The following is a 23,200-nucleotide window of genomic DNA, read 5'->3' on the forward strand; positions in this document are numbered from 1 at the left end:
TATAAAATGTCCGACAAAATTTACCTAAAACATCAAAAAAACTACATTATGGATGCATAAAATGTGTTATTCTGGAAACAGCAAATGCGCAAACGTTTGCATACCAAAAATAGAGGAGTGGATGAACGAATGAAAAGGCATTATCGATTGTTGTACTTGTTTTCGTTTTTGTTGTTAGCTGCTCTAGCCATTGGAGGCTTGGCGTCGGCTTCTCCGGCGCGAACGGATTTGCAGACCTTTACGCAGCCGTCGGGCGTCACGTTCCAGGCGAAGCTGCAAGGTGACGAGAACTTGAACTGGGCAACGACGCCAACGGGCGATATTCTTATTAAAGACAATCAAAAATATTGGAACTATGCGGAAATCGGAAGCAACGCTCCGAAAGCAAGCGGCCGCAAATACGGAATCGATGTGCGTCCGTCGTCGGCTATCGACCAAGCCGATCTGCAGCAATTAAACGAGCTTCATCCGGAAGCGTTCGAAGCGCCGGCTCCGGCGCCAGGAATTTCCTTGAAGAGCTCCGAATCCCAAAGCGGCGGGAGCCCTTCCATTAACGGGATCAGCGCGACCGGCACTCAAAGAATATTGGTGCTGCTCGTTCAATTCTCGAATGTCAGCATTCTGAATTCGGACGCGGACTGGAGCAACCAGTTTTTTGGAACGACCGGCAAGACGGTGCGCACTTACTACAATGACATCTCAGGCGGCAATTTGACCTTCCTGCCGGCGACGGAGTCTTCAGGCACTGCCAATGACGGCGTGGTCAAAGTCACTTTGAGCTACGCTCATGCCAACAAAGAGACATCCGATACCGGCAGAACGATCACCAAAGATGCGCTGACCGCGGCGAATCCTTATATCGACTACGCCAGCTACGACACGAACGGAGACGGCTATATCGCGAACGACGAGCTTCAAATCGTGACCATTTTGGCGGGAAAGGAAGAAAGCTACGGCGATACGGGCACGAATCCGAGCGTATGGGGGCACAAAACATTCCTGTACGGAAGCCTAAGTCCTACTTTGGACGGAAAAGTGCTGTGCAGCTACATCGTCGATGCCGGATATACGCAGCAAGGCGAAATGCACGGCTCCCATATGGCGACAATCGGAATTTTGGCGCATGAGCTCGGACATATGCTCGGTCTTCCGGATTTGTACGATACCGACGGAAGCAGCTACGGAATCGGGACCTTAAGCCTCATGGCTCACGGAAGCTGGGGTTCGTTGCCGGGAGAGTTCTCCGGGACGACTCCTTCGCAAATGGATGCGTGGAGCAAAGTGAAGCTCGGATTCGTTCAACCGACGGTTGTCAAGCCGAGCACGAGCACTGCTTATACGCTGAAGTCGCTGCTTGCCGGCGGGTACAACGTACTAAAGCTTCCAACAGCAGTTCCAGAGCAATACTTCCTCGTGGAAAATAGGCAATTGGAAGGCTACGATGCCAGCATATCCGCGGCAAGCGGCGGTATTGCCATCTGGCAAATCGACGATTCGAGAAGCAGCAACTCCGATGATAACCGTCGGTGGGTAGAACTTAAAATCGGACAATTCTTCGATCCCTTGTACCATTCGGGAAGCGCAACTCAGTTCGGACCGACGACTACGCCGAACAGCGATCGATTCCGCGAGCTTAACGGCTACGCCAAAAAATATACGGGCGTACGAGTTAATGTCAACTCTTCGAGCAGTCAGAGTATGGTTGTCAACGTGTACGGCGATTACGACAATACGGCTCCCGCTGCGCCTTCCGGATTAACTTCTACTTTCCAGACGGCTTCTTCGGTGGCGTTGTCCTGGAACCCGTCTACGCAACCGGATTTCGATCATTATGTTATCTATCAAGACGGCTATTACATGGATGCGCAAGAAACGACGACAGCTAAGTACGTTATGCTAAATACGAGCACAAGTTATACGTTTTCGGTAAAAGAGGTAGATTTGTCGGGGAACGAATCGCCCGCCAGCGCGATTACCGTCTCGACGACGAGCGGACCCGATCAAATTATCGTTTACTACAAACGCGGGCTGTCCAATCCTATTCTCCATTACAACAGCTATTACAAGGATGCGATATGGTATTCGACTACCATGCTGCAATCCGAAATTGCCGGATACAGCAAAGCTATTATTCCGGTAGGGGACATCCCGAACGGTATTCAGGCGAAAATCACGGATGGTTTGGGAAATTGGGATGATAGAGGCGGATCCAACTATTATTTCACTTCAGGCATCAATGTTCTCGACAATGGCGTCATTTACACCGAGCTTCCCGAAACCGATACGCAAGCGCCGACAGCGCCGACGAACCTGGCGTCGACCGGCAAGACAGACACGACGGTCGGCTTGTCGTGGACCGCTTCGACCGATAATGTCGGCGTAACGGGCTATGACATCTACCGAGGAACGACAAAGGTAGGAACGACTGCAAGCACGAGCTATACCGTTACGGGATTGTCGCCTAGCACCGCGTATACGTTCACGGTAAAAGCGAAGGATGCGGCTGCGAACGAATCGGCTGCGAGCGGCGCGATTACGGTGACGACGAACGCTGCGACAGGCAACGTCGTTACGATTTATTACAAGCAAGGTTTCACGGCTCCATACATCCATTACAAGCTGAACGGCACGTGGACAAGCCTTCCCGGCGTAGCGATCCCGGCTGCGGAAGTGACGGGGTACAACAAGATCACGATCAACATCGGCACGGCAACGCAGCTGGAAGCGTGCTTCAACAACGGAAGCGGCACGTGGGACAGCAACAACGGGGCGAATTACTTCTTCCCGGTAGGTACTTCGACATACAACGCGGGCACGATCGTAAGCGGAGCGCCGGATACCGAGCCGCCAACGGCTCCGACGAACCTCGCATCGACGGGTAAGACGGATACGACGGTGAGCTTGTCGTGGACGGCTTCGACCGACAACGTCGGCGTAACCTCATATGAGATTTACCAAGGCTCTTCGCTGCTGGGCACTTCGACGACGACGAGTTACACGGCAACGGGCTTAACGGCCAATACCGCCTATACGTTCACGGTCAAGGCGAAGGACGCAAAAAATAACGTATCGTCCGCAAGCAATGCCATTACGGTAACGACGAACCCGTCGACAGGCAATACGGCGACGATCTATTACAAGAGAGGCTACGCAACTCCTTACATTCATTACCAGCCGGACTCGGGAAGCTGGACGACTGCACCTGGCGTAGCTATGACGAGCTCCGAGTTTGCCGGATATAGCAAAATTACGATTCAACTCGGTTCGGCATCCGCTTTGTCGGTCGCGTTCAACGACGGTAACGGCAATTGGGACAATAACGGCGGATCGAATTATCACTTCTATGCAGGCACGTCGACCTTCGTGAACGGCACCATTACAGGCGGCTTGCCGCAAGCGGACAGCTTGACGATCGTCGTAACGGCGCCGTCGAACACTCCTTCGAACGCCGATCTTTACTTGGCGTCGAGCTTGAATGGCTGGAGTACGAACGATTCCGCTTACAAGCTGACGAAGAATACGAACGGCACGTACAGCATTACGCTTTATATCGCCTCCGGGACAAGCTTTGATTTCAAGGTGACGAAGGGTTCATGGGCCGGCGTGGAAGCGAACAGCAACGGCACGGATATTTCCAACCGCACGTTCACGACATCGGGCGGAGCGCAGACGCTCAACATTACCGTTCAGCGTTGGAAGGATCAATAACGGTAGAAATAGAGATAGAATAGTATAGCAAAGAGAAGCTCCTTCAGGTCAATAAGACACTGAAGGAGCTTTTTGCAAAGGAAATCGTCGTCTATAAAAGGTATTAATTTTAAAATATGCTTAAAGTTTTTAAAAAACTACAAATTACGACATAAAAATGTGTTATTCTGGAAATTGCGCAAATAAGAAAACGTTTGCGCCATTTGAAAAGGGAGAGAGGTTTCCGGATGAAAAGGCTGTACAAAGTGTTGGGGGTATCTTCATTTTTGCTGCTGCTAGGATTGTGCATGGGCAGCTTGGCGTCGGCCGCTCCCGCACGAACGGATTTGCAGACGTTTACGCAACCGTCTGGCGTTCAATTTCAAGCTAGACTGCAAGGAGACGAGTTTCTTAACTGGGCGGCGACGCCAAGCGGTGAAATCCTCGTAAGGGACAGCAATAATTATTGGAATTACGCGGAGCTCGAGGAGAATCGCCCGACAGCGAGCGGCCGCAAATTCGGAATGGACACGAAGCCTTCATCCGCTATTAACAAAGCGGATATGGAGCAATTATTCGATGAGCATCCCGAGGAATTCAAAGCGCCTGCGCTCGATAGCAGCGTCAAAATCGACAATAACGCTGGGTCGCAAAATAATGGACCGTCTTTACAACAAAGCGTTAGTGCAACCGGCAATCAAAAAATATTGGTGCTGCTCGTCGAATTCTCGAATATCGGAATGCAATATTCGGAATCGGAGTGGAGCAATACGTTCTTCGGAACGACTGGCAAAACGGTACGAAATTACTATAACGAGATTTCGAACGGTCGGCTGACGTTTCTTCCCGCAACAGAGTCGTCGGGCACCGCTGACGACGGTGTAATCAAAGTGGCTTTGAATTATGCCCATGCCGCCAAGATAGATTTCAATCAAGGCAACGCTATTGTTCACGATGCCTTGGTCGCGGCAGATCCTTATATTAATTTTGCAAGCTACGATACGAACGGGAATGGCGCTATTTCGAACGATGAACTCCACATCGTTACGATCTTGGCCGGATACGAAGAGAGTTACGGCGATACCAATTTGACCGCTTGGGGAGTTACTTGGAGCTTGAGCGACGAGAACAGCGCTACGCTTGACGGCAAAATTATTTGCAATGAATTCAAGGGCGGAAAATATACGCAGCAAGGCGAACGGCACGGCAACCACCGAGCGACGATCGGCATTCTTGTGCACGAGCTCGGTCATATGTTAGGTCTTCCCGACCTTTATGATTATGATAGCAGCAGCACTGGAGTCGGACAACATAGTCTAATGGCCTTCGGAAGCTGGGCTAGCTTGACCGGAGAATATATCGGAACGACACCGACGCACATGGATGCGTGGAGCAAGGTGCAGCTCGGTTTTGTCGACCCGCTTATCGCCAAACCTGCGTCGAACACCCCGTATACGCTGAAGTCCATATCGACCGGCGGATATAACGTAGTGAAGCTGCCTACATCGGTGCCCGAGCAATACTTTTTAATTGAAAATCGGCAAAAAGAAGGATACGACGCAAGTCTAACCGTGAACGGCGGAATTGCTATTTGGCAAATCGACGATACCCAGCCCGTCAATTCCGACGACAATCGCAGACTGGTTGACCTAAAATTTTTTAACAGCAACAATCCCTATTATTACGTGGGCAACGTAACCGACTTTGGGCCAACGACAACTCCTAATAGCAACAGATATGCTATGGGCAATGGATACGATAAACGCAATACCGGCATTCAGCTCAGCGTGGCGAGCTCAAGCTCGTCGAATATGGTCGTCAATGTCAGCGGCACTTACGACAATACGCCTCCAATGGCTCCGGTCGGGATGACCACGCTGTATACGACCGCTTCGTCAGTCGGATTTTCTTGGGATCCGTCAACGAGTACGGATACGGATTATTATAAAGTATATTCGAACGGCAATTTTATCATTGATACCGATTCTACTCAGTTTAAAGGGCTATATCTGCAAGCCAATTCGACGTATACGTATTCCGTCAAATCGGTAGATCGGTCAGGAAATATATCTGCAGTAGGCACAGCCCATACAGCGACCACATCTAACGAAGACAACATTATCATTTATTACAAGCGCGGCTTTGCTGCGCCGAACATTTCTTACAGCCGAATTTACGGGGACGAAATTTGGCATTATGAATCGATGCAGCAAGCGGAAATTGCCGGATATAACAAAATTATTATTCCGGTATCGGGACTTAACGGCTCCATTATTGCCGGTAAAATTCAGAACGGATCCGGGGAATGGGACGATGCTAACGGCAGAGGTTATTTTTTCGAGCCGGGAGTCAATGTAATCGCCAATGGCTTCGTAAGCAGCGATCTTCCGAACGGCGCCGATGCGCAGGCGCCTGCCGCGCCAACGAATTTGGCGACGACCGGCAAGACGGATACGACCGTTAGCCTGTCATGGACCGCTTCAACCGATAACGTTGGCGTAACGGGCTATGACATCTATCAAGGGACGGCGAAGGTAGGAACGACCGCGAGCGCTAGCTATAACGTTACGGGGCTCTCCCGAGCACAGCGTATACGTTCTCGGTAAAAGCGAAGGATGCGGCTGCGAACGTGTCGGCGGCAAGCGGTGCAATTACAGTCACGACGAACGCTTCGACAGGTAATGTCGTTACGATTTACTACAAGCAGGGCTATACGACTCCTTACATTCATTACAAATTGAACGGAACGTGGACAAGTCTTCCCGGCGTAGCGATCCCGGCGGCGGAGGTTGCGGGGTACAACAAGATCACGATCAATATCGGTACGGCAACGCAGCTGGAAGCGTGCTTTAACAACGGAAGCGGCGCGTGGGACAGCAACAACGGGGCGAACTATTTCTTCCCGGCAGGCACGTCGACGTACAACGCGGGCACGATCGTAAGCGGAGCGCCGGATACCGAGCCGCCAACGGCTCCGACGAACCTTTCTTCGAACAGCAAGTCGGATACGACGGTCAGCCTGTCGTGGACGGCTTCGACCGATAATGTCGGCGTAACGGGGTATGAGATTTACCGGGGGTCGACACTCATCGGAACCTCGACGACGACGAGCTATACGGCAACAGGGTTGACGGGGAACACGGCCTATACATTCACAGTTAAAGCGAAAGACGCTAAGAACAATGTGTCGTCAGCGAGCAATGCCGTTACCGTGACAACGGACCTAACGTCGGGCAATACGGCGACGATTTATTACAAGAGAGGCTTTGCTACGCCGTATATTCATTACCAGCCGGATCCGGGAAGCTGGACGACTACGCCTGGCGTGGCCATGACCAATTCCGAATTTGCCGGTTATAGCAAAATTACTATTCAATTAGGTACGGCCTCGGGCCTGAGGGTCTCGTTCAATGACGGGAACGGCAATTGGGACAACAATGGCGGAACCAACTATTACTTTTATGCAGGCACGTCGACGTTCGTGAACGGCACCATTACAGGCGGCTTGCCTCAGGCGGACAGCTTGACGATCGTCGTAACGGCGCCGTCGAATACGCCGTCGAACGCCGATCTGTATCTGGCGTCGAGCTTGAACGGCTGGAGCACGAACGATTCCGCGTACAAGCTGACGAAAAATGCGAATGGCACATACAGCATTACGCTGTCCATCGCCTCCGGGACAAGCTTTGATTTCAAGGTGACCAAAGGCTCTTGGGCAGGCGTGGAAGCGAACAGCAGCGGCACGGATATTGCCAACCGTACGTTCACGACATCTGGCGGAGCGCAGACGCTTAACATTACGGTTCAGCGTTGGAAGGATCAATAACAACTAATTTAGAAGGCAACAGCCGGCAATATCCTGATTTATTTTAGTGACAACGAACGACATGCGGAATGATCGCATGTCGTTTTTTATCTTTTATAAAACATTTTTGGCAGCGTTGGAGGCAAATCAAGCTTCGTCTGTTGTTAAAGATTCGACAAAATTTACCTAAAATATTGATAAAATAACATTTTGTATGGATACATTGTGCTAATCTGGAAATGATCGTGCAAACGGTTGCATATCAAATGACAAAAGGAGCGGATGTACCCATGAAAAATGTTTACCGAGTGCTGTACTTGTTTTCGTTTCTTCTATTGACTGCTCTATGTGCGGGAGGCATAGCTTCGGCTGCTCCTGCGCGAACGGATTTGCAGACGTTCACGCAGCCGTCCGGCGTCACGTTCCAAGCAAGGTTGCAAGGGGACGAGCATTTGAATTGGGCAGTGACAGCGGTAGGCGATATTCTCATCAGAGACAATCAAAAGTATTGGAATTATGCGGAAATTGGAGCCAATGCTCCTAAAGCAAGCGGCAGCAAATTCGGCATCGACGCGAAGCCATCGTCCGCTATCGATCAAGCCGATCTGCAGCAATTAAACGAACTGCATCCGGAAGTATTCGAAGGACCTGCGCAATCAGGAATTTTTGCAGAGAGCTCGGAATTGCACAACAGCGGCAGTCCCGCTTTAAGCGCGATGAGCACGACCGGAAATCAGAAAATTCTAGTGCTGCTGGTTCAATTCTCGAATGTCAGCATGCAATATTCGGATGCGGACTGGAGCACCACTTTCTTCGGGACGACTGGCAAGACGGTTCGCAACTACTACCGCGACGTTTCGAACGGTCTTCTGACGTTTCTCCCGGCTACGGAGTCGTCGGGCACTTCCAATGACGGCGTTGTCAAAGTGACTTTGAATTACGCTCACGCCAACAAGGAGACATCCAATAATAGCAAAACTATTGTTAAGGATGCGTTGACCGCCGCGGATTCGTATATCGACTACGCCAGCTACGATACAAATGGAGACGGTTATATCGCTAACGACGAGCTTCAAATAGTTACTATTTTGGCGGGAAAAGAGGAAAGTTACGGCGATACGGGCTCCAATCCAAGTGTATGGGGGCACCAAGGTTTCTTATATGGAAGCTTAATCCCCACTCTGGACGGAAAACAACTATGCAGTTATAGTGTCGGTGCCGGATACACGCAACAAGGTGAGATGCATGGAACACACAAGGCGACAATCGGGATACTTGCGCATGAGTTGGGACACATGCTGGGGCTGCCGGATCTGTACGATACTGACGGCAGCAGCTCAGGTATCGGGTCTTTCAGTCTGATGGCTTCGGGAAGCTGGGGTGCGTTATCAGGAGAATATTCCGGGGTGACGCCGACGCAATTGGATGCTTGGAGCAAGGTGAGGCTCGGATTCGTACAGCCAACGGTCGTTAAACCCAATACGAGCACTGCGTATACGATGAAGTCGCTCCTTACCGGCGGATATAATGTACTGAAGCTGCCTACGGCAGTTCCCGAGCAATATTTTCTCGTGGAAAATCGACAGTTAGAAGGCTATGATGCCAGTTTATCCGCAGTGAGCGGCGGTATTGCCATTTGGCAAATCGATGATTCCAGAGGCAGCAACTCCGATGATAACCGTCGGTGGGTAGATCTGGTATACGGGCAGCCTTGGGATCCGTTATACCGAACTGGCGGAGGTACGCAATTCGGTCCGTCGACTGCGCCGAACAGCGACCGGTTCCGCGCGGCTGATGGTTACAGCAAAAAGTACACGGGCATTCGAGTCAACGTCAATTCTGCGAGCAGTCAAAACATGACTGTCAATGTTTATGGCGATTACGACAATACGGCTCCCGCAGCCCCTACGGGGTTAGTTTCTTCTTACCAGACGGCTTCTACAGCGTCCTTGACCTGGAGTCCTTCAACGGAATCCGATTTCGATCATTATCTAATTTATCAAAACGGTTATTATTTGGACTCTCAGGAAATCAATCAGTTTAAATTTGGTATGTTGAGTGAGAATACAAGTTATTCGGTTTCGGTAAAAGCGGTAGATTTGTCGGGTAACGAATCGGGCGCAAGCACGTTTACTGTTTCGACAACGAGCGGACCCGATCAGATTATCGTTTACTACAAACGCGGTCTGTCCAATCCTATCCTTCATTACAATAGCTTTTTCAAGGATTCAGTTTGGTATTCGACTGCCATGTCACAGTCCGAAATTCCCGGTTATAGCAAAGCTACCATTACGGTAGGGAATATTCCGAACGCTATTCAGGCGAAAATCACGGACGGATCGGGAACTTGGGACGATAACAACGGAAATAATTATATTTTCTCACCAGGCATCAATGTCCTTGACAATGGCGTCGTGTACACCGAACTTCCCGATACGCAAGCGCCTACCGCTCCAACGAACCTGGCGTCGACCGGCAAGACGGATACGACGGTCAGCTTGTCGTGGACCGCTTCAACCGATAACGTTGGCGTAACGGGCTATGACGTCTATCAAGGAACGACGAAGGTAGGAACGACTGCGAGTACGAGCTATACCGTCACGGGACTGTCTGCTAGCACCGCGTATACGTTCACGGTAAAAGCGAAGGATGCGGCTGCGAACGTGTCGACAGCAAGCGGTGCGATTACGGTGACGACGAACGCTCCGACAGGCAACGTCGTTACGATTTACTACAAGCAGGGCTATACGACTCCTTACATTCATTACAAATTGAACGGAACGTGGACAAGTCTTCCCGGCGTAGCGATCCCGGCAGCGGAGGTTGCGGGGTACAACAAGATCACGATCAATATCGGCACGGCAACGCAGCTGGAAGCGTGCTTCAACAACGGAAGCGGCACGTGGGACAGCAACAACGGGGCGAACTATTTCTTCCCGGCAGGCACGTCGACGTACAACGCGGGCACGATCGTAAGCGGAGCGCCGGATACCGAGCCGCCAACGGCTCCGACGAACCTTTCTTCGAACAGCAAGTCGGATACGACGGTCATCTTGACGTGGACGGCTTCGACCGACAATGTCGGCGTAACGGGGTATGAGATTTACCGGGGCTCGGCACTCATCGGCACTTCGACGACGACGAACTACTCGGCGACAGGATTGACGGCTAATACGGCCTATACGTTCACGGTGAAAGCGAAGGACGCGAAGAACAATGTGTCTTCAGCGAGCAATGCCATAACGGTAACGACAGATTCATCGGCGGGCAATACGGCGACGATCTATTACAAGAGAGGCTTTGCTGCGCCGTACATTCATTACCAGCCGGAACCGGGAGTCTGGACGACGACTCCTGGCGTGCTTATGACGCAGTCCGAGTTTGCCGGATACAGTAAGATTACGATTCCTCTGAGTGCGGCAACAGGAGTACGGGTCGCGTTCAACGACGGCAACGGCAATTGGGACAACAATGGCGGAACGAGTTATTACTTCAATACGGGCGTCTCGACGTTCGTGAACGGAACCATAACAAGCGGCTTGCCGCAGGTGGACAGCTTGACAATCGTCGTAACGGCGCCGTCGAACACGCCGTCAAACGCTGATCTTTACTTAGCGTCGAGCTTGAACGGATGGAGCACGAACGATTCCGCTTACAAGCTGACGAAGAATACGAACGGTACGTACAGCATCACGCTGTCTATCGCCTCCGGGACAAGCTTTGATTTCAAGGTGACGAAAGGTTCATGGGCAGGCGTGGAAGCGAACAGCAACGGTACGGATATTGCCAACCGCACGTTCACGACATCAGGCGGAGCACAGACGCTTAACATTACCGTTCAGCGTTGGAAGGATCAATAGTTGTAGAGATTGAGCAGAAGAGTAAGCAATAAATAGGGCTCTCCCACAGGTCATTTTGAACCGGTGGGAGAGCCCTATTTTATGGTTTGATAGAGGCGCTTTCGGATGAGCATCAGTGGTACGAGTTCCCATACATTCGGCGAATGGTGAGTCCAAACGCTCGACAGTGGTACGAGCTCCCATACATTCGGCGAATGGTGAGTCCAAACGCTCGACAGTGGTACGAGCTCCCATACATTCGGCGAATGGTGAGTCCAAATGCTCAACAGTGGTACGAGTTCCCATACATTCGGCGAATGGTGAGTCCAAACGCTCGACAGTGGTACGAGCTCCCATACATTCGGCGAATGGTGAGTCCAAACGCTCGACAGTGGTACGGGCTCCCACACATTCAGTGAATGGTGAGTCCGAATGCTCGACAGTGGTACGAGCTCCCATACATTCGGCGAATGGTGAGTCCAAACGCTCGACAGTGGTACGAGCTCCCACTGTGCCGGTTACGACCCAGTCGAGCGATAGTGACGAACGCCGAATCTCCATACCAGCAAGCACGGTACGATGAAGGCGAACCCGGCCAATGGCGCCGCCGCGTAGAGAAGGTCGTTGCCGTCGTTGCGATCCAAAATATAAAGCAGCGGCAAATAATTGACGCATCCGAAAGGGATGACGAACGTGAAAAAGCGGGTTACCCATCGCTCGTAAATATGAAGCGGATATTGAGCGACTTCCCGTCCGCCGTCGGTGAAGATGTTGGCCACCTCGATACTTTGAATCGTCCAAAAGCACATCGTTGCCGCAAGCATGAAGATGCCGGTGAAAATAAACACTCCGCTTGCGATCATAAGCAGCAAGACGACGATTTTCAATGCTGTCCATTCCACAGCTGCACCTTGAACCGCTATCAAGAGAACGAAGACGCTCTGAGCCATCCGTCCGATACGCGTAAATTCGAACTTCGATCCGAGCACCTGAACGACGGTGCTTCGGGGACGAACGAGCAGCCGGTCGAAGTCTCCTCCGCCCACGAGAGTCGAGAACGAATCGAATCCACGCGCCAAACATTCGCTGACCGCGAACGCCATATGGATAATGCCGAAGCATAAAGCCGTCTCATAGAAATCCCAGCCTCGAATTTGCCCGAAATGCTCGAAGAGAAAGTAAAGTCCCGCGAATACGGTAAAAGGGATAATAAATTGTCCCGCAGTCAATAGCCAGAACGACATTCGATATTGCATTTGCGCTTTGAACAGCAAAATCAAATATTTCCAAAAAATTCGCATCCGACTAGCCTCCTTGCACGACGACTTTGCGGAGCGCGCCGTTCATCGCTTTTTTCCAAGCAGTACAAGTACGACCAGCCACGCTAATTGAACAATAATCCCTATAAGCGCCTCGTTAGCCGGAATATGTCCCGAATAGACGCGAAACGGGAAATCTGCCGTATAGTGAAACGGGAGCGCGTAGACGACCGTTTGCAGCCAATGAGGCATAAGCGGAACCGGAATGACCATCCCCGCCAAAAATTCGCCTGCGACTGCGAATATCAGGAGCGAACCGACCGGCGACATCGTAACGAAAACGGAGATGTAGAGAAGCATCGAGATGGATACCAGCAGCATAAGGCCGAACAGGAGAGCGATCGCAAACAGAACAAGCGAAGTCAAATCGGGAGGAAGCGTCAGGCGATAAGGCTGAGGAAGCACGAATGCGACGATGAGGACTGGGAAGCAGCGAAGCGCGGCATTCGACAGCCGCTGGGCGGTCAGCTTGGCGTACCATAGTCCATACAGTCCCGTTGGCCGGCAAAGCTCGTAGGCGATGTTGCCTGTCGTTATCAATTGGAACAGCTCGTTATCCCGAATCCAAAGAGCAATAAAAGCGAGAAAGGCTTGCTTCAGCCAAATGTAAATGGTTAATTGCGATAACGTAATGGAAGGTTCGTTGGATACGTTGGCGTAGAAGGCTTCGAATACCATAATCGTCATGGCGCCGAAAAAAAACTGGGTGGCAATGCCGCCAAAGCCGCGGAACGATACTGCAAGCCAACGAACAGCCGGAGTCGAAACACGGATAGGAACGCTCTCATACTAATTCGTACTCCTCGTACAGCTTCACGACGGCTTCGTCGATTTGGTCGGTAGAGAAACGAGTTCTCATCGCTTCCAGATTGCCGTCGTAGAGCAGGCGGCCTTTGCCGATGAGCAGAACGCGATGGGCGAGAGCTTCAATATCGCTCATATCGTGCGTCGTTAAGATGACGGTGACGCCTTTCTCGCGATTAATAGTCTGAATGAAACGGCGTACCGCGATTTTGGAGACGGCGTCAAGTCCGATCGTCGGCTCGTCCAGAAAGAGCAGGCTCGGACCGTGAAGGAGGGAAGCGGCAATCTCGCACCTCATTCGTTGTCCCAGACTAAGCTGTCTGACCGGAGTTTGAAGCAGGTCGCCCAAATCCAGCGTGTCGACGAGAAGCTCAAGATTCCGTCCATATTCCGATTGCGGCACGTCGTAAATGTCGCGAAGAAGCTCGAAAGAATCCAACACCGGAACGTCCCACCAAAGCTGGGAACGCTGACCGAAGACGACACCGATATTCCGAACGTAAGCGACACGATCCTTCCAAGGCGTATAGCCCATAATTTCGCAATCGCCGCGATCCGGGACGAGAATCCCGCTCATAACTTTGATCGTCGTCGATTTGCCCGCGCCGTTCGGTCCTATGTAGCCGACGATCTCGCCTTGGGCAATCGTGAAGGAAATATCGCGAAGAGCCTCCACCATCGTATAGTCCCTGTAAAACAACGAACGAACCGCATGTCGCAATCCCGTCGCTCTTTTGGCGACTTTGAATGTTTTTTCGATTCCGCTAAGCGTAATCAATGGAAAAATACCTCCAACTTTACAAAAATGAAAGGAAAAAGAGAATACCACTGCGAATTAATAAGTGTCAATCATTTTTTGAGATATGAACAGCATAGAGATGAGGTCAATAGAGATGAAAGCTTTGATCGACGAAGTGGTGCATGCCTATTTTGAAACTCCCGGCTATGAGATCGATTCGGTTCCGTTCGGTCTGACCAACGTGACCAAAATCGTTACTATTGAAGCGGACAAGTACGTCATCCGGATCTATAACCGCCATACGAAAAGCGTGCAAAGCTTGGAGCTGGAAGCCGCAATAACGTCCTTCCTAAGCGAGCGCGCCCTATCCTTCCGAGTGCCCGAATTTGTGCGCAGCCTATCCGGCAATGAATACATATCCATGTCCGATGGAACGCTGGGCGCCGTCGTCACTTTCCTGAAAGGCAGCGCGCCCGAGCTATCGAGCGTTCGTCACGCTGTTGATTTCGGCAAAGTGGTCGGCGAGTTGTCCAACGCATTGGAGCAATTCGAGGCCGATCGGCTATCGTACCGGGGCAAGTCGTTTTCCGAGTTTTACGGCCTTCATCCGCTTGCCGATCGCGCGGCTGTCGCCGCTTTTATTGAAAATCCGCCTTTTCCCATTGCGGAGGATCAGCTTCTTTTTTACGAAAGCATGGTTTCTTCGATTGAAAAGTCCGCACACTTGCTAAAGGATTTGCCAACCCAGCTCGTTCACCATGATTTGTTAATCTTCAACCTGTTGGCCGACGAGAACGGAATACGCGGCGTGCTGGATTTCGATTTTGTCTCGGTGGACGCTCGCTGCATGGAATTGGCCATTAGTCTTAATCATGTTCTGCAAATGTCGGGCGGTTCCATGGAAATGGCGGAGGCATTCGTAAAAGGGTACGCGGAGCAAGGAAAATGCACGTCGCCGGAAATCGAACGATTGGAGCTGCTGACCCGGATTTACCACATTGCCGTTCTTCATATTTACATTGGGCAGCACTACTCGGACATGACGTTGAACGAAGCTTCAATTACATAATGAATCAATTCAGCGACAGAAAGCTTTGGCTGGAGAAGAACGGTCCGGCTGTGCGCAAGCTTCTCGAATCTTACTGTCTCTAGAAAAGGCGGAAATGAACGAAAATGGAAGCCGCTTTGTCGACGGGAGGTTGAACATCTGGCGCGGCTGTTCTATAATTTGCGAGATACGGATGCAAAAAAGGAGCGATCGCAAATGAGCAGCGCAAGCCGCGGTATTCAGATCGGGCCTCCCCGGTTTAAAATAGCCGTTCATTCCGTTGTGTGGCTGGCAAACAGCGGCGGCATCTTGTCGAGCGCCATGATCGCGGATCAAGTTCAATCGCATGCGACCTTTATGCGGAGAGTCCTGCAATCATTAGCTGTCGCGGGCATCGTGGAATCGCGCGGCGGTCGCGAAGGCGGCTATTTATTGCGAAAAAAAGCCGACGAGCTGACCTTGGGAGAGATTTATTGCGCGGTCAGCGCAGAGCCTGCCGAGTCGGTCGACGACGTAGATTGCGGAGAAGCCGGCGTTCAATTGGACGCGGAGCTGGAGAAGATTCTCTTTGAAGCCGAACGGCTTACGGTGGAGCATCTGAGGCAATATACGGTTGCGGATATTATGGGGCGAGTTGAATTTTTTTGCCCGAATTCATAAATGACTTGAGATCGGATTCGAATTGCAATATAATGTGCTTATGTTGGTTGCATTTGAAGTGTTTTTTTGCGATTTAATGTGCTTTCTAGAGGCACATTAAACTCAGTGAAGATCGAATGCTGCATTTCCGATTTCGTCGGATTTCCAACGGGGTGAGCACAACAGGATTTTTTTAAGCTATACTGTGCAATATTTTACACAATTAACAATCCGCTCTATTCACAAAGGAGAAATGAAAAAATGGCAAACGTTCTATTCGTCAAAGCAAACGACCGTCCATCCGAACAAGCGGTAAGCGTACAAATGTACGACACCTTCTTGAAAACATACAAAGAAACGCACGCTGCCGATCAAGTTGAGGAGCTTGATCTCTACGAGACCGAGCTTCCTTACTACGGAAACGACGCTATCACCGGCTTGTACAAGCTTGGACAAGGCTACGAGCTTACCGAATCGGAACGGTCCGCCGCCGAGCTCGCAAACCGGTATTTGGATCAGTTCCTCGCCGCCGACAAAGTCGTCTTCGCCTTTCCGCTTTGGAATTTCGTCGCTCCGGCTCCTTTGATCAGCTATATTTCTTACCTGACGCAAGTCGGCAAAACGTTCAAATACACGGCGGAAGGTCCGGTCGGACTTGCGGGGGACAAGAAAGTCGTTTTGCTGAACGCTCGCGCGGTGTTTATTCGGTCGAGCCGATGTCGGCGATCGAATCGGCTGTCAAGCCGCTTAAAGCATCGCTGGGGCTGTTCGGAATTGCGGCGGAGGAAGTTGTGATCGAAGGACATAATCAGTTCAAGGATCGTTCCGCAGAGATCATTTCCGAAGGACTCCAAGAAACGGCAAGAACAGCGGCCCAGCTTCTAAAGGGAGTATTGAGAATGGATACTGTAAGGGTTGGGCGAATTGTCGCTCAACCCTTTTTCGTTAGGGGCAATTCGAACGGACGTTCACCTAAGCGAGAAAATGACCATACGATACAAGACGGAAGGAGGGATAGAGGCTGTGAAATTAACGTTGGAGACAGCAAAACGATTGCTGGCGGTCGCGGAGCAAAAAGCGCGGCAGCTGGGGCTCAACAGCGACATCGCAATCGTCGACGAAGGAGCGAACTTGATCGCCTTTCATCGGATGGACAACGCCCGGATTGCAGGCATCGACATTTCCCAGAACAAGGCGTGGACGAGCGTCGCCATGCAGATGCCGACATCCAATCTTGCGCAGTCGGCGCAGCCCGGAGGTCCTACATTCGGCATTAATACAACCAATCATGGCAGGCTTGTCATTTTGGGCGGAGGCATTCCTCTTGTCAGCGAAGGCATGATCGTTGGCGGTATCGGAGTAAGCGGGGGACGAGCGCTCAGGACATTGAAGTCGCCAACGCAGCCGTTCAAGCTTTTGAGAGCAAACGCGGTGCTGGGGACTCTACAATCGCAAGCGCCCGAATCGGTTCGAACCTGACTTACCGGTAAGAGGACAGCCTGCCGCAGCTATCGGCAGGCTGTCTATTGACTAGCGTAAAATATCACGAAGCGCGGCCGCGAACTTCGTCACGCCCGGACGATTTCTTCCGCCCGAGGTCTGGCATAAGTAAATCGGATATAGCCGGAATCGGAGCCATAGACGCTTCCCGGCACGAAGACGACACCTCTGCGGATGGCTTCCTCCAGCAATTTGCTGTCGTTCACCTCCGGAATAATTTTGCACCATAAGTGCAGTCCCCCTCGCGGAGCCTCAAAAGATACTTCGTCAGGCAGCTCTCTCCGAAAAGCTTCGATAAGCAAATCCCGTTTGTACAGCAAGCTGGAGCGCAGCCGATCCAGATGCGGCTCGAAATAAGCGGAGTTCAAAAACTGCATCGCAACCTTCTGAGGGACGACGCTCAGGCCGAAATCCATCTGCTGCCTCGCATCGGCGAGCCGCTCGACGACGGAATGGGGAGCGACCATCCAGCCGACTCGCAGTCCGGAAGCGGCAATCTTGGAGAAGGAGCCGATATAGAGAACCGAACCGATCGAGTCCAGCGACTTGAGCGGCTGCGGAGGCGAGTCCTCATAAGCGGTAAGGCTGAACGGATCGTCCTCCACGATCGGAAGCCCCAGCTCGCTAGCAACGTCAAGCAGCTTCAGCCTCCGTTCTTGGTCGAGCACCGCGCCCGTCGGATTATGAAAATTCGGATTCAGGAACACCATCTTGATTCGATGCTTCTTGTACAGCGAGCGAATATCGTCGGGACGGACGCCATGCCGATCGACGGGAAGGCGAAATAACCGTAGCCCGGCGGATTGGAACATCGGAAGCGAATAGCAATAGGAGGGGTCTTCGATTGCAACCGCGTCTCCGGGCGACAGCAAACACTGCGTAATCAAATATAAAGATTGCTGGGAGCCGGACGTGATCAGAATCGACGAATCCGTCGTCTCGATTCCCCGGAACTTATTCAAATAGGAGACAAGCCCTTGCCTGAGAGAGCTGTAGCCTTTGGGATCGTCATACCCCAAATAAGTAGCCAACGGATTGTCGCTCATCAGCGCATTGATCTCTTCGACAGGCGCCAGATCCCCCGACAACTCGCCGCTCGCAAAATCGATCAACGACGGCTGCTGTCCGAGCGCTTCCCGGATTCGGCGCAGGAAGGGCACGTTAGGCAGGAAGCTTCCGCCTTCCGCATACCGATGCCAGTTCGGAGTATGCTTCGGCGTTGCTCCCCATTTGTATTTGCTTACTCGCGTTCCGCTTCCCGACTGGCTTTCGATAATTCCTAGCGCGCGAAGCTCCGCATAGGCCATAATGACCGTGCTGCGGTTCACGCCCAATTGGTCGGCCAATTTGCGCTCGGACGGCAGCGCGCTGCCGGGCGGAAACTCCCCGTAGGAAATTCTTCTTTCAAGGTCGTCGGCGATTTGTTGAAATAACGATTTGTCGCTGGAACGGTCGGGCTTCCACATATTCGGCACCTGCTCTTCAGTCTGGTGGATGGTTAGAAATGTCGTGTGATTGGATGGTTTGTTTCCATCCGATTTCTATTATCATAATGCTCAAGCTGAAAGAATGCGAGGGAGGTCAAGCGAATGAAGAAGAGACAAGTCGTTGTAGCCGTCGTTCAATCCGCGCCGATCCTGTTCGACAAGCGATCGGCCATGGACATTCTGGCGAGCAAGACGAGGGAAGCGGCCGGACAAGGCGCCGAGCTGGTCGTGTTTCCGGAAGCTTTTTTGCCCGGTTATCCGAGAGGGCTTTATTTCGGAGCACGCGTAGGCAGCCGCAATGCGGAAGGGAGAAAAGACTGGGCACGCTATTGGGACAATGCGATCGACATTCCGGGAGCCGAGACGGAGGAGCTTGGCGAGCTGGCCAGAGAAAACGGCGTTTATCTCGTCGTTGGCGTTGTGGAGAGAGGTTCGGAGTTCGGCGGAGGCACCCTATACAATTCAATCGTTTATTTCGGTCCGGACGGACAGGTGCTGGGCAAGCATCGCAAGCTGGTTCCGACCGGGTCCGAGCGGCTTCTGTGGGGACAGGGTGACGGGAGCACGCTTACGGTCATCGATACGCCTTTCGGCCGAATAGGCGGTCTGATCTGCTGGGAAAATTACATGCCGCTCGCCCGAACGGCGCTGTATGCGCAAGGGATCGATATTTTCATTACCCCTACGGCGGATGCTCGCGATACCTGGCAATCCACCTTGCGGCATATCGCGTGCGAAGGCCGTTGCTTTGTCGTTTCCAGCAACCAATACGCGACCAAAGCTTTTTATCCCGAAGATTTGGCTTGCTACGGGGATATGGAAGACGAGCCCGACGTTCTGAGCAGAGGCGGCAGCGCCATCGTCGGCCGCTCGGGCAATACATCGCCGATCCTCTCTACGACCGGGAGGGAACGCTGCTGGCGACATTGGATCTCTCGCTCATTGCGCAAAGCCGCTTCGATTTTGACCCCGTCGGTCATTACAGCCGGCCGGATGTGTTCCAATTGGTCGTCGACACCCGTAAGCAAGCTATCGTGCGTACTGTTTACTAGCCAAACCCGAACTCGAACTCGTTATTTAACGACCGGCCATTTCATTTTGCGCAGATGTGAAACAAAAGAGGGACCGACGTTCAAATTGCTCTCGACAAGGTCATGCGGCGTCAAAGCCATCCATTGATTAAGCGACACGTCGCAAACCGGTCGCTCTTGAACATCTCCAAAAACCACAACGACCGGTCACCCGTATTTTGAATGTAATGACCGAACGCGAACGGGACGTAACCGACGTCGCCCGCCCGAAAGTCGAACGTTCGAGCCGCGCCGTTGCCCGCGAAAACCGTCATTCGGCCTTGACCGGCCAGATAATATTGCCACTCGTCATTGTTCGGGTGCCAATGCATTTCCCTCATGCCGCCCGGCTCAATTTCGACCAACGCCGCCGCAATCGTCTTCGATATGGGGAAGTTCGTGGAATCGACGATTCGCACGCTTCCTCCGGGAGTTTTGAGCGGGGGCTGCGCCAGCAGCTCGTGCTTGAAGGTAAGCGGTACGGTCCCATACGGAGAGTGCACTTCGTCGCTTTTGATCGACCCGGGAACTCGGTCTTGGTAGATATAGACCTGACCGTTCGGGATGCTGTCGAAATCGCTCTCCGGTACTCCGAAGTTTAAGGCAAGCACCTCTTTCGGCGTATGAGCGAACCAATCGGAAATCGACAGCGTGTTCAAATCCGAGAAGCTGCCGTCATCGAAGACAAGCAGAAATTCGCAGCCTTCCTCAAGACCCTGTATGGAATGCGGAATGCCGGGCGGGAAATACCAGAGATCTCCCGGCCCGACATCGGCGATGAAGTTGCGTCCGTTTTGATCGACGGCCGTTATCCGGGCTCGTCCCAAGAGCATATAGGACCATTCGGCCTGCTGGTGCCAATGCAGCTCCCGAACTCCTCCGGGGGTCAAGCTCATATTAACTCCGGCTAGAGTGGTGGCGATCGGAAGCTCTCTCGCCGTTACTTCTCTTGACCAGCCCCCGTGGTTGAGCTGCATGTGCGCATCCGAAAAAGAAAACCGGACGTTGGGAACGAGTCCGTTATCCGTCTTGGGAGGAACGAGCAAATCGGGGTTTTGCAAATCTCTAAGGACGTCGCGGGGACCGTTGTCCACTCCTCCTGCGCCGTCGCTTCGAATCGGTTGCGGAATAGCGATGCGGCCTGCTTGGTCGTCGCTCATGGCTTCATCTTCCTCTCCTCTAATCGCATATCGATTTCTATGTGAATCGGCCAGTGATTATGATGGAGGGCGTCGGCGCAGGTTGCTGCGGCGTTGGATGGAGGGAAATATGAGAAGTTTTCTTATAAGCCCGGAACTGCGAGCGGGAATGAGGCGTGAGGCGAACGATCCGCTAAACAGCGTACGTACAAAAAATGGTTGACAGGAAGGAGTTTGCGAATTATTTTAGTTGTACATACAAAATAGGTTTTCGATTCAATTCAAACAACAAGGAGGAAGCATCGATGGCGACGGATTCGAAGGGGGCGCCAAGCTCCAACGAGGAGAATGATGAGGCGTTTCTTCATAACTGCCTTTATTTTACGACCAACCGTCTGAGCCGGGCGATTACGAGAATGGCCGACGAGGCGTTCGCTACGACGGGACTTACGCCGGCTTACGGTTATTTGATTCGACTGGTCATCGGCAAGCCCGGCAGCACGCAGAAGGAATTGTCCGAAAAGCTCTATATTGCGCCTTCGACGCTTACAAGGTTTATCGATAAGCTGGAGAACAAAGGACTCGTGAAGCGGAAGGTGCAAGGAAAGACAGTGCTCGTCTATCCGACCGAGCGGGGAATGGAGCTGGAGCAGGCTGTGCGGCAAGCTTCAAGAAGATTGCACGACGCTTACGAGGCGATTCTGGGAGTCGAAGCGTCGGATAAGCTGACTTACGCGCTTGAGTCGTCGAGCGAAAAGCTTGAGAAGTGATTCGGAGAAAGGGGGTGTTTGCCTTGAATACCGCGGAGATCAGGAAGCAGCGCTTTTATTATGGCTGGGTCGTCGTTTTGCTCACATTCGTTACGCTGCTCGTCTCCGCCGGCGTCCGTTCGTTGCCGAGCGTTCTGATTTTACCGTTCCAGGAAGAGTACGGCTGGAGCCGAAGCGGAATTTCGAGCGTCATTTCGGTCGGAATTTTTCTCTACGGGCTGGTCGGCCCGTTCTCGGCGGCTATGCTGCTGCGCTTCGGCATTCGCAAAGTGGTCCTCACGGCTTTGCTCGTACTGGCGGTCAGCATGTCCGTCACTCCGCTCATGACTTCACTGTGGCAGTTCGAGCTGCTATGGGGCGTTGTGTCCGGTCTTGCTACCGGAATGATGGCGAACGTCCTCGGCGTAACGGTCAGTCAGACCTGGTTCGTCAAGAGAAGAGGCCTTGTCGTCGGCTTGTTGACGGCTAGCGCCGCTACCGGTCAATTGCTTTTTCTTCCGCTGTTCGCCAAGCTGACGTCTGAATTCGGCTGGAGGTACGCGGTCTATACGGCCGTTGCCGTAATTATACTTGCGTTCGTTGCCGTTGCCGTCTGGATGCGCAATCACCCCTACGATGTAGGTGCGGCTCCTTACGGCTCGGAGGAAGTCGTAAAGCCGACCGTCTTTAGCGGCAATTTGTTTCTGGCTCCGCTGCAAACTCTTCGTTTTGCAATGAAAAATTCGACGTTCTGGCTGCTGGCCGGCACCTTCTTCTTTTGCGGCTTCTCGACGAACGGACTTATCGGGACGCATCTGATCGCGGCGTGCGGCGATCACGGCATGCTGGAGGTGGCCGCCGCCGGATTGCTGGCGATGATGGGGCTGTTCGATCTGATCGGCACGACGATCTCGGGCTGGCTCTCCGACCGGTTCGACAGCCGTTGGCTGCTGTTCTGGTACTATGGGCTCCGGGGACTATCGCTGCTGTTCCTGCCTTACGCACTCGGTGCGACCCCGTTCATGCTCGTCCTATTTTCCGTCTTCTACGGACTCGACTGGATCGCAACGGTACCGCCTACTGTGAAGCTGACCGGCATGACGTTCGGCAAAGAGAAGGCGGGCATGATCTTCGGCTGGGTTGTCGTCGCACATCAGCTAGGCGCTTCTACTGCGGCTTACGGAGCGGGGGTTATGAGGGATTGGCTCGGAAGCTATTCCCAGATGTTCGTTACAGCCGGCTTTATTTGCTTTATCGCGGCGTTGATGGCTATTCGGATCGGCGCTAATATGGCGAAAAATGCAAAAGCATCGTTGCAAGCTTAACCGAGGATTCATAGGAAGGATCGCTCGATTGCATATCGACTGCGATCCTT

The 23,200-nt window shown here is 52.3% G+C and carries 11 protein-coding genes and 5 pseudogenes; 11 read left to right on the plus strand and 5 right to left on the minus strand.

Annotation, left to right across the window (positions count from 1 at the left end; genetic code table 11):
* Positions 1–129 precede the first annotated feature (129 nt).
* The 4 genes from D3H35_RS12550 to D3H35_RS12565 all read left to right on the plus strand — a co-directional run bounded on the left by D3H35_RS12550 (position 130) and on the right by D3H35_RS12565 (position 11,352).
* On the plus strand, positions 130–3,708 hold the full coding sequence (locus D3H35_RS12550; protein WP_158594079.1) for a carbohydrate binding domain-containing protein: 3,579 nt from the start codon (positions 130–132) through the stop codon (positions 3,706–3,708).
* Between the two features lie 227 nt (positions 3,709–3,935).
* Positions 3,936–6,293 (plus strand): M6 family metalloprotease domain-containing protein, encoded by a 2,358-nt coding sequence (locus D3H35_RS12555; protein ID WP_119149684.1) that lies wholly within the window; start codon positions 3,936–3,938, stop codon positions 6,291–6,293.
* A 23-nt stretch (positions 6,294–6,316) separates the two neighbouring features.
* A complete protein-coding gene (locus D3H35_RS12560) occupies positions 6,317–7,513 on the plus strand; it encodes a carbohydrate binding domain-containing protein (protein WP_119149685.1) in 1,197 nt (398 codons plus the stop codon).
* A gap of 269 nt (positions 7,514–7,782) precedes the next feature.
* Positions 7,783–11,352 carry a carbohydrate binding domain-containing protein gene (locus D3H35_RS12565; RefSeq protein ID WP_158594080.1) on the plus strand — a complete coding sequence of 1,190 codons (3,570 nt, stop codon included), beginning with the start codon at positions 7,783–7,785 and terminating at the stop codon, positions 11,350–11,352.
* Between the two features lie 497 nt (positions 11,353–11,849).
* Here the strand turns inward: D3H35_RS12565 and D3H35_RS12570 are convergent, their stop codons facing one another.
* The 3 genes from D3H35_RS12570 to D3H35_RS12580 all read right to left on the minus strand — a co-directional run bounded on the left by D3H35_RS12570 (position 11,850) and on the right by D3H35_RS12580 (position 14,232).
* Positions 11,850–12,632 (minus strand): ABC transporter permease, encoded by a 783-nt coding sequence (locus tag D3H35_RS12570; RefSeq protein ID WP_119149687.1) that lies wholly within the window; start codon positions 12,630–12,632, stop codon positions 11,850–11,852.
* A 42-nt stretch (positions 12,633–12,674) separates the two neighbouring features.
* On the minus strand, positions 12,675–13,337 hold the full coding sequence (locus tag D3H35_RS12575; RefSeq protein ID WP_233567902.1) for an ABC transporter permease: 663 nt from the start codon (positions 13,335–13,337) through the stop codon (positions 12,675–12,677).
* 97 nt (positions 13,338–13,434) lie between these two features.
* Positions 13,435–14,232 carry an ABC transporter ATP-binding protein gene (locus D3H35_RS12580; protein WP_119149688.1) on the minus strand — a complete coding sequence of 266 codons (798 nt, stop codon included), beginning with the start codon at positions 14,230–14,232 and terminating at the stop codon, positions 13,435–13,437.
* 115 nt (positions 14,233–14,347) lie between these two features.
* On the opposite strand from D3H35_RS12580, the gene D3H35_RS12585 reads away from it, so the two are divergent.
* The 4 genes and pseudogenes from D3H35_RS12585 to D3H35_RS12600 all read left to right on the plus strand — a co-directional run bounded on the left by D3H35_RS12585 (position 14,348) and on the right by D3H35_RS12600 (position 17,370).
* A complete protein-coding gene (locus D3H35_RS12585; RefSeq protein ID WP_158594081.1) occupies positions 14,348–15,262 on the plus strand; it encodes a phosphotransferase enzyme family protein in 915 nt (304 codons plus the stop codon).
* A gap of 195 nt (positions 15,263–15,457) precedes the next feature.
* Entirely contained in the window at positions 15,458–15,901 is a 444-nt protein-coding gene (locus tag D3H35_RS12590; protein ID WP_119149690.1) for an RrF2 family transcriptional regulator, read from the plus strand.
* Positions 15,902–16,141: 240 nt separating this feature from the next.
* Positions 16,142–16,761, plus strand: a pseudogene (locus D3H35_RS12595) (FMN-dependent NADH-azoreductase); the annotation flags it as partial.
* Positions 16,762–16,864: 103 nt separating this feature from the next.
* A pseudogene (locus D3H35_RS12600) lies at positions 16,865–17,370 on the plus strand (GlcG/HbpS family heme-binding protein).
* 40 nt (positions 17,371–17,410) lie between these two features.
* On the opposite strand, the pseudogene pdxR reads toward D3H35_RS12600, so the two are convergent.
* A pseudogene (gene pdxR, locus D3H35_RS12605) lies at positions 17,411–18,846 on the minus strand (MocR-like pyridoxine biosynthesis transcription factor PdxR).
* A 123-nt stretch (positions 18,847–18,969) separates the two neighbouring features.
* On the opposite strand from pdxR, the pseudogene D3H35_RS12610 reads away from it, so the two are divergent.
* A pseudogene (locus D3H35_RS12610) lies at positions 18,970–19,919 on the plus strand (carbon-nitrogen hydrolase family protein).
* A 21-nt stretch (positions 19,920–19,940) separates the two neighbouring features.
* Here D3H35_RS12610 and D3H35_RS12615 read toward each other — a convergent pair.
* Positions 19,941–21,097, minus strand: a pseudogene (locus D3H35_RS12615) (oxalate decarboxylase family bicupin).
* A gap of 284 nt (positions 21,098–21,381) precedes the next feature.
* Here D3H35_RS12615 and D3H35_RS12620 point away from each other — a divergent pair.
* A complete protein-coding gene (locus D3H35_RS12620) occupies positions 21,382–21,846 on the plus strand; it encodes a MarR family winged helix-turn-helix transcriptional regulator (protein ID WP_119149691.1) in 465 nt (154 codons plus the stop codon).
* 23 nt (positions 21,847–21,869) lie between these two features.
* Positions 21,870–23,150, plus strand: coding sequence for an MFS transporter (locus D3H35_RS12625; protein WP_119149692.1), 1,281 nt, complete (start codon positions 21,870–21,872; stop codon positions 23,148–23,150).
* Positions 23,151–23,200 lie beyond the last annotated feature (50 nt).

Source organism: Cohnella faecalis, assembly GCF_003570905.1.
Taxonomy (GTDB): domain Bacteria; phylum Bacillota; class Bacilli; order Paenibacillales; family Paenibacillaceae; genus Cohnella; species Cohnella faecalis.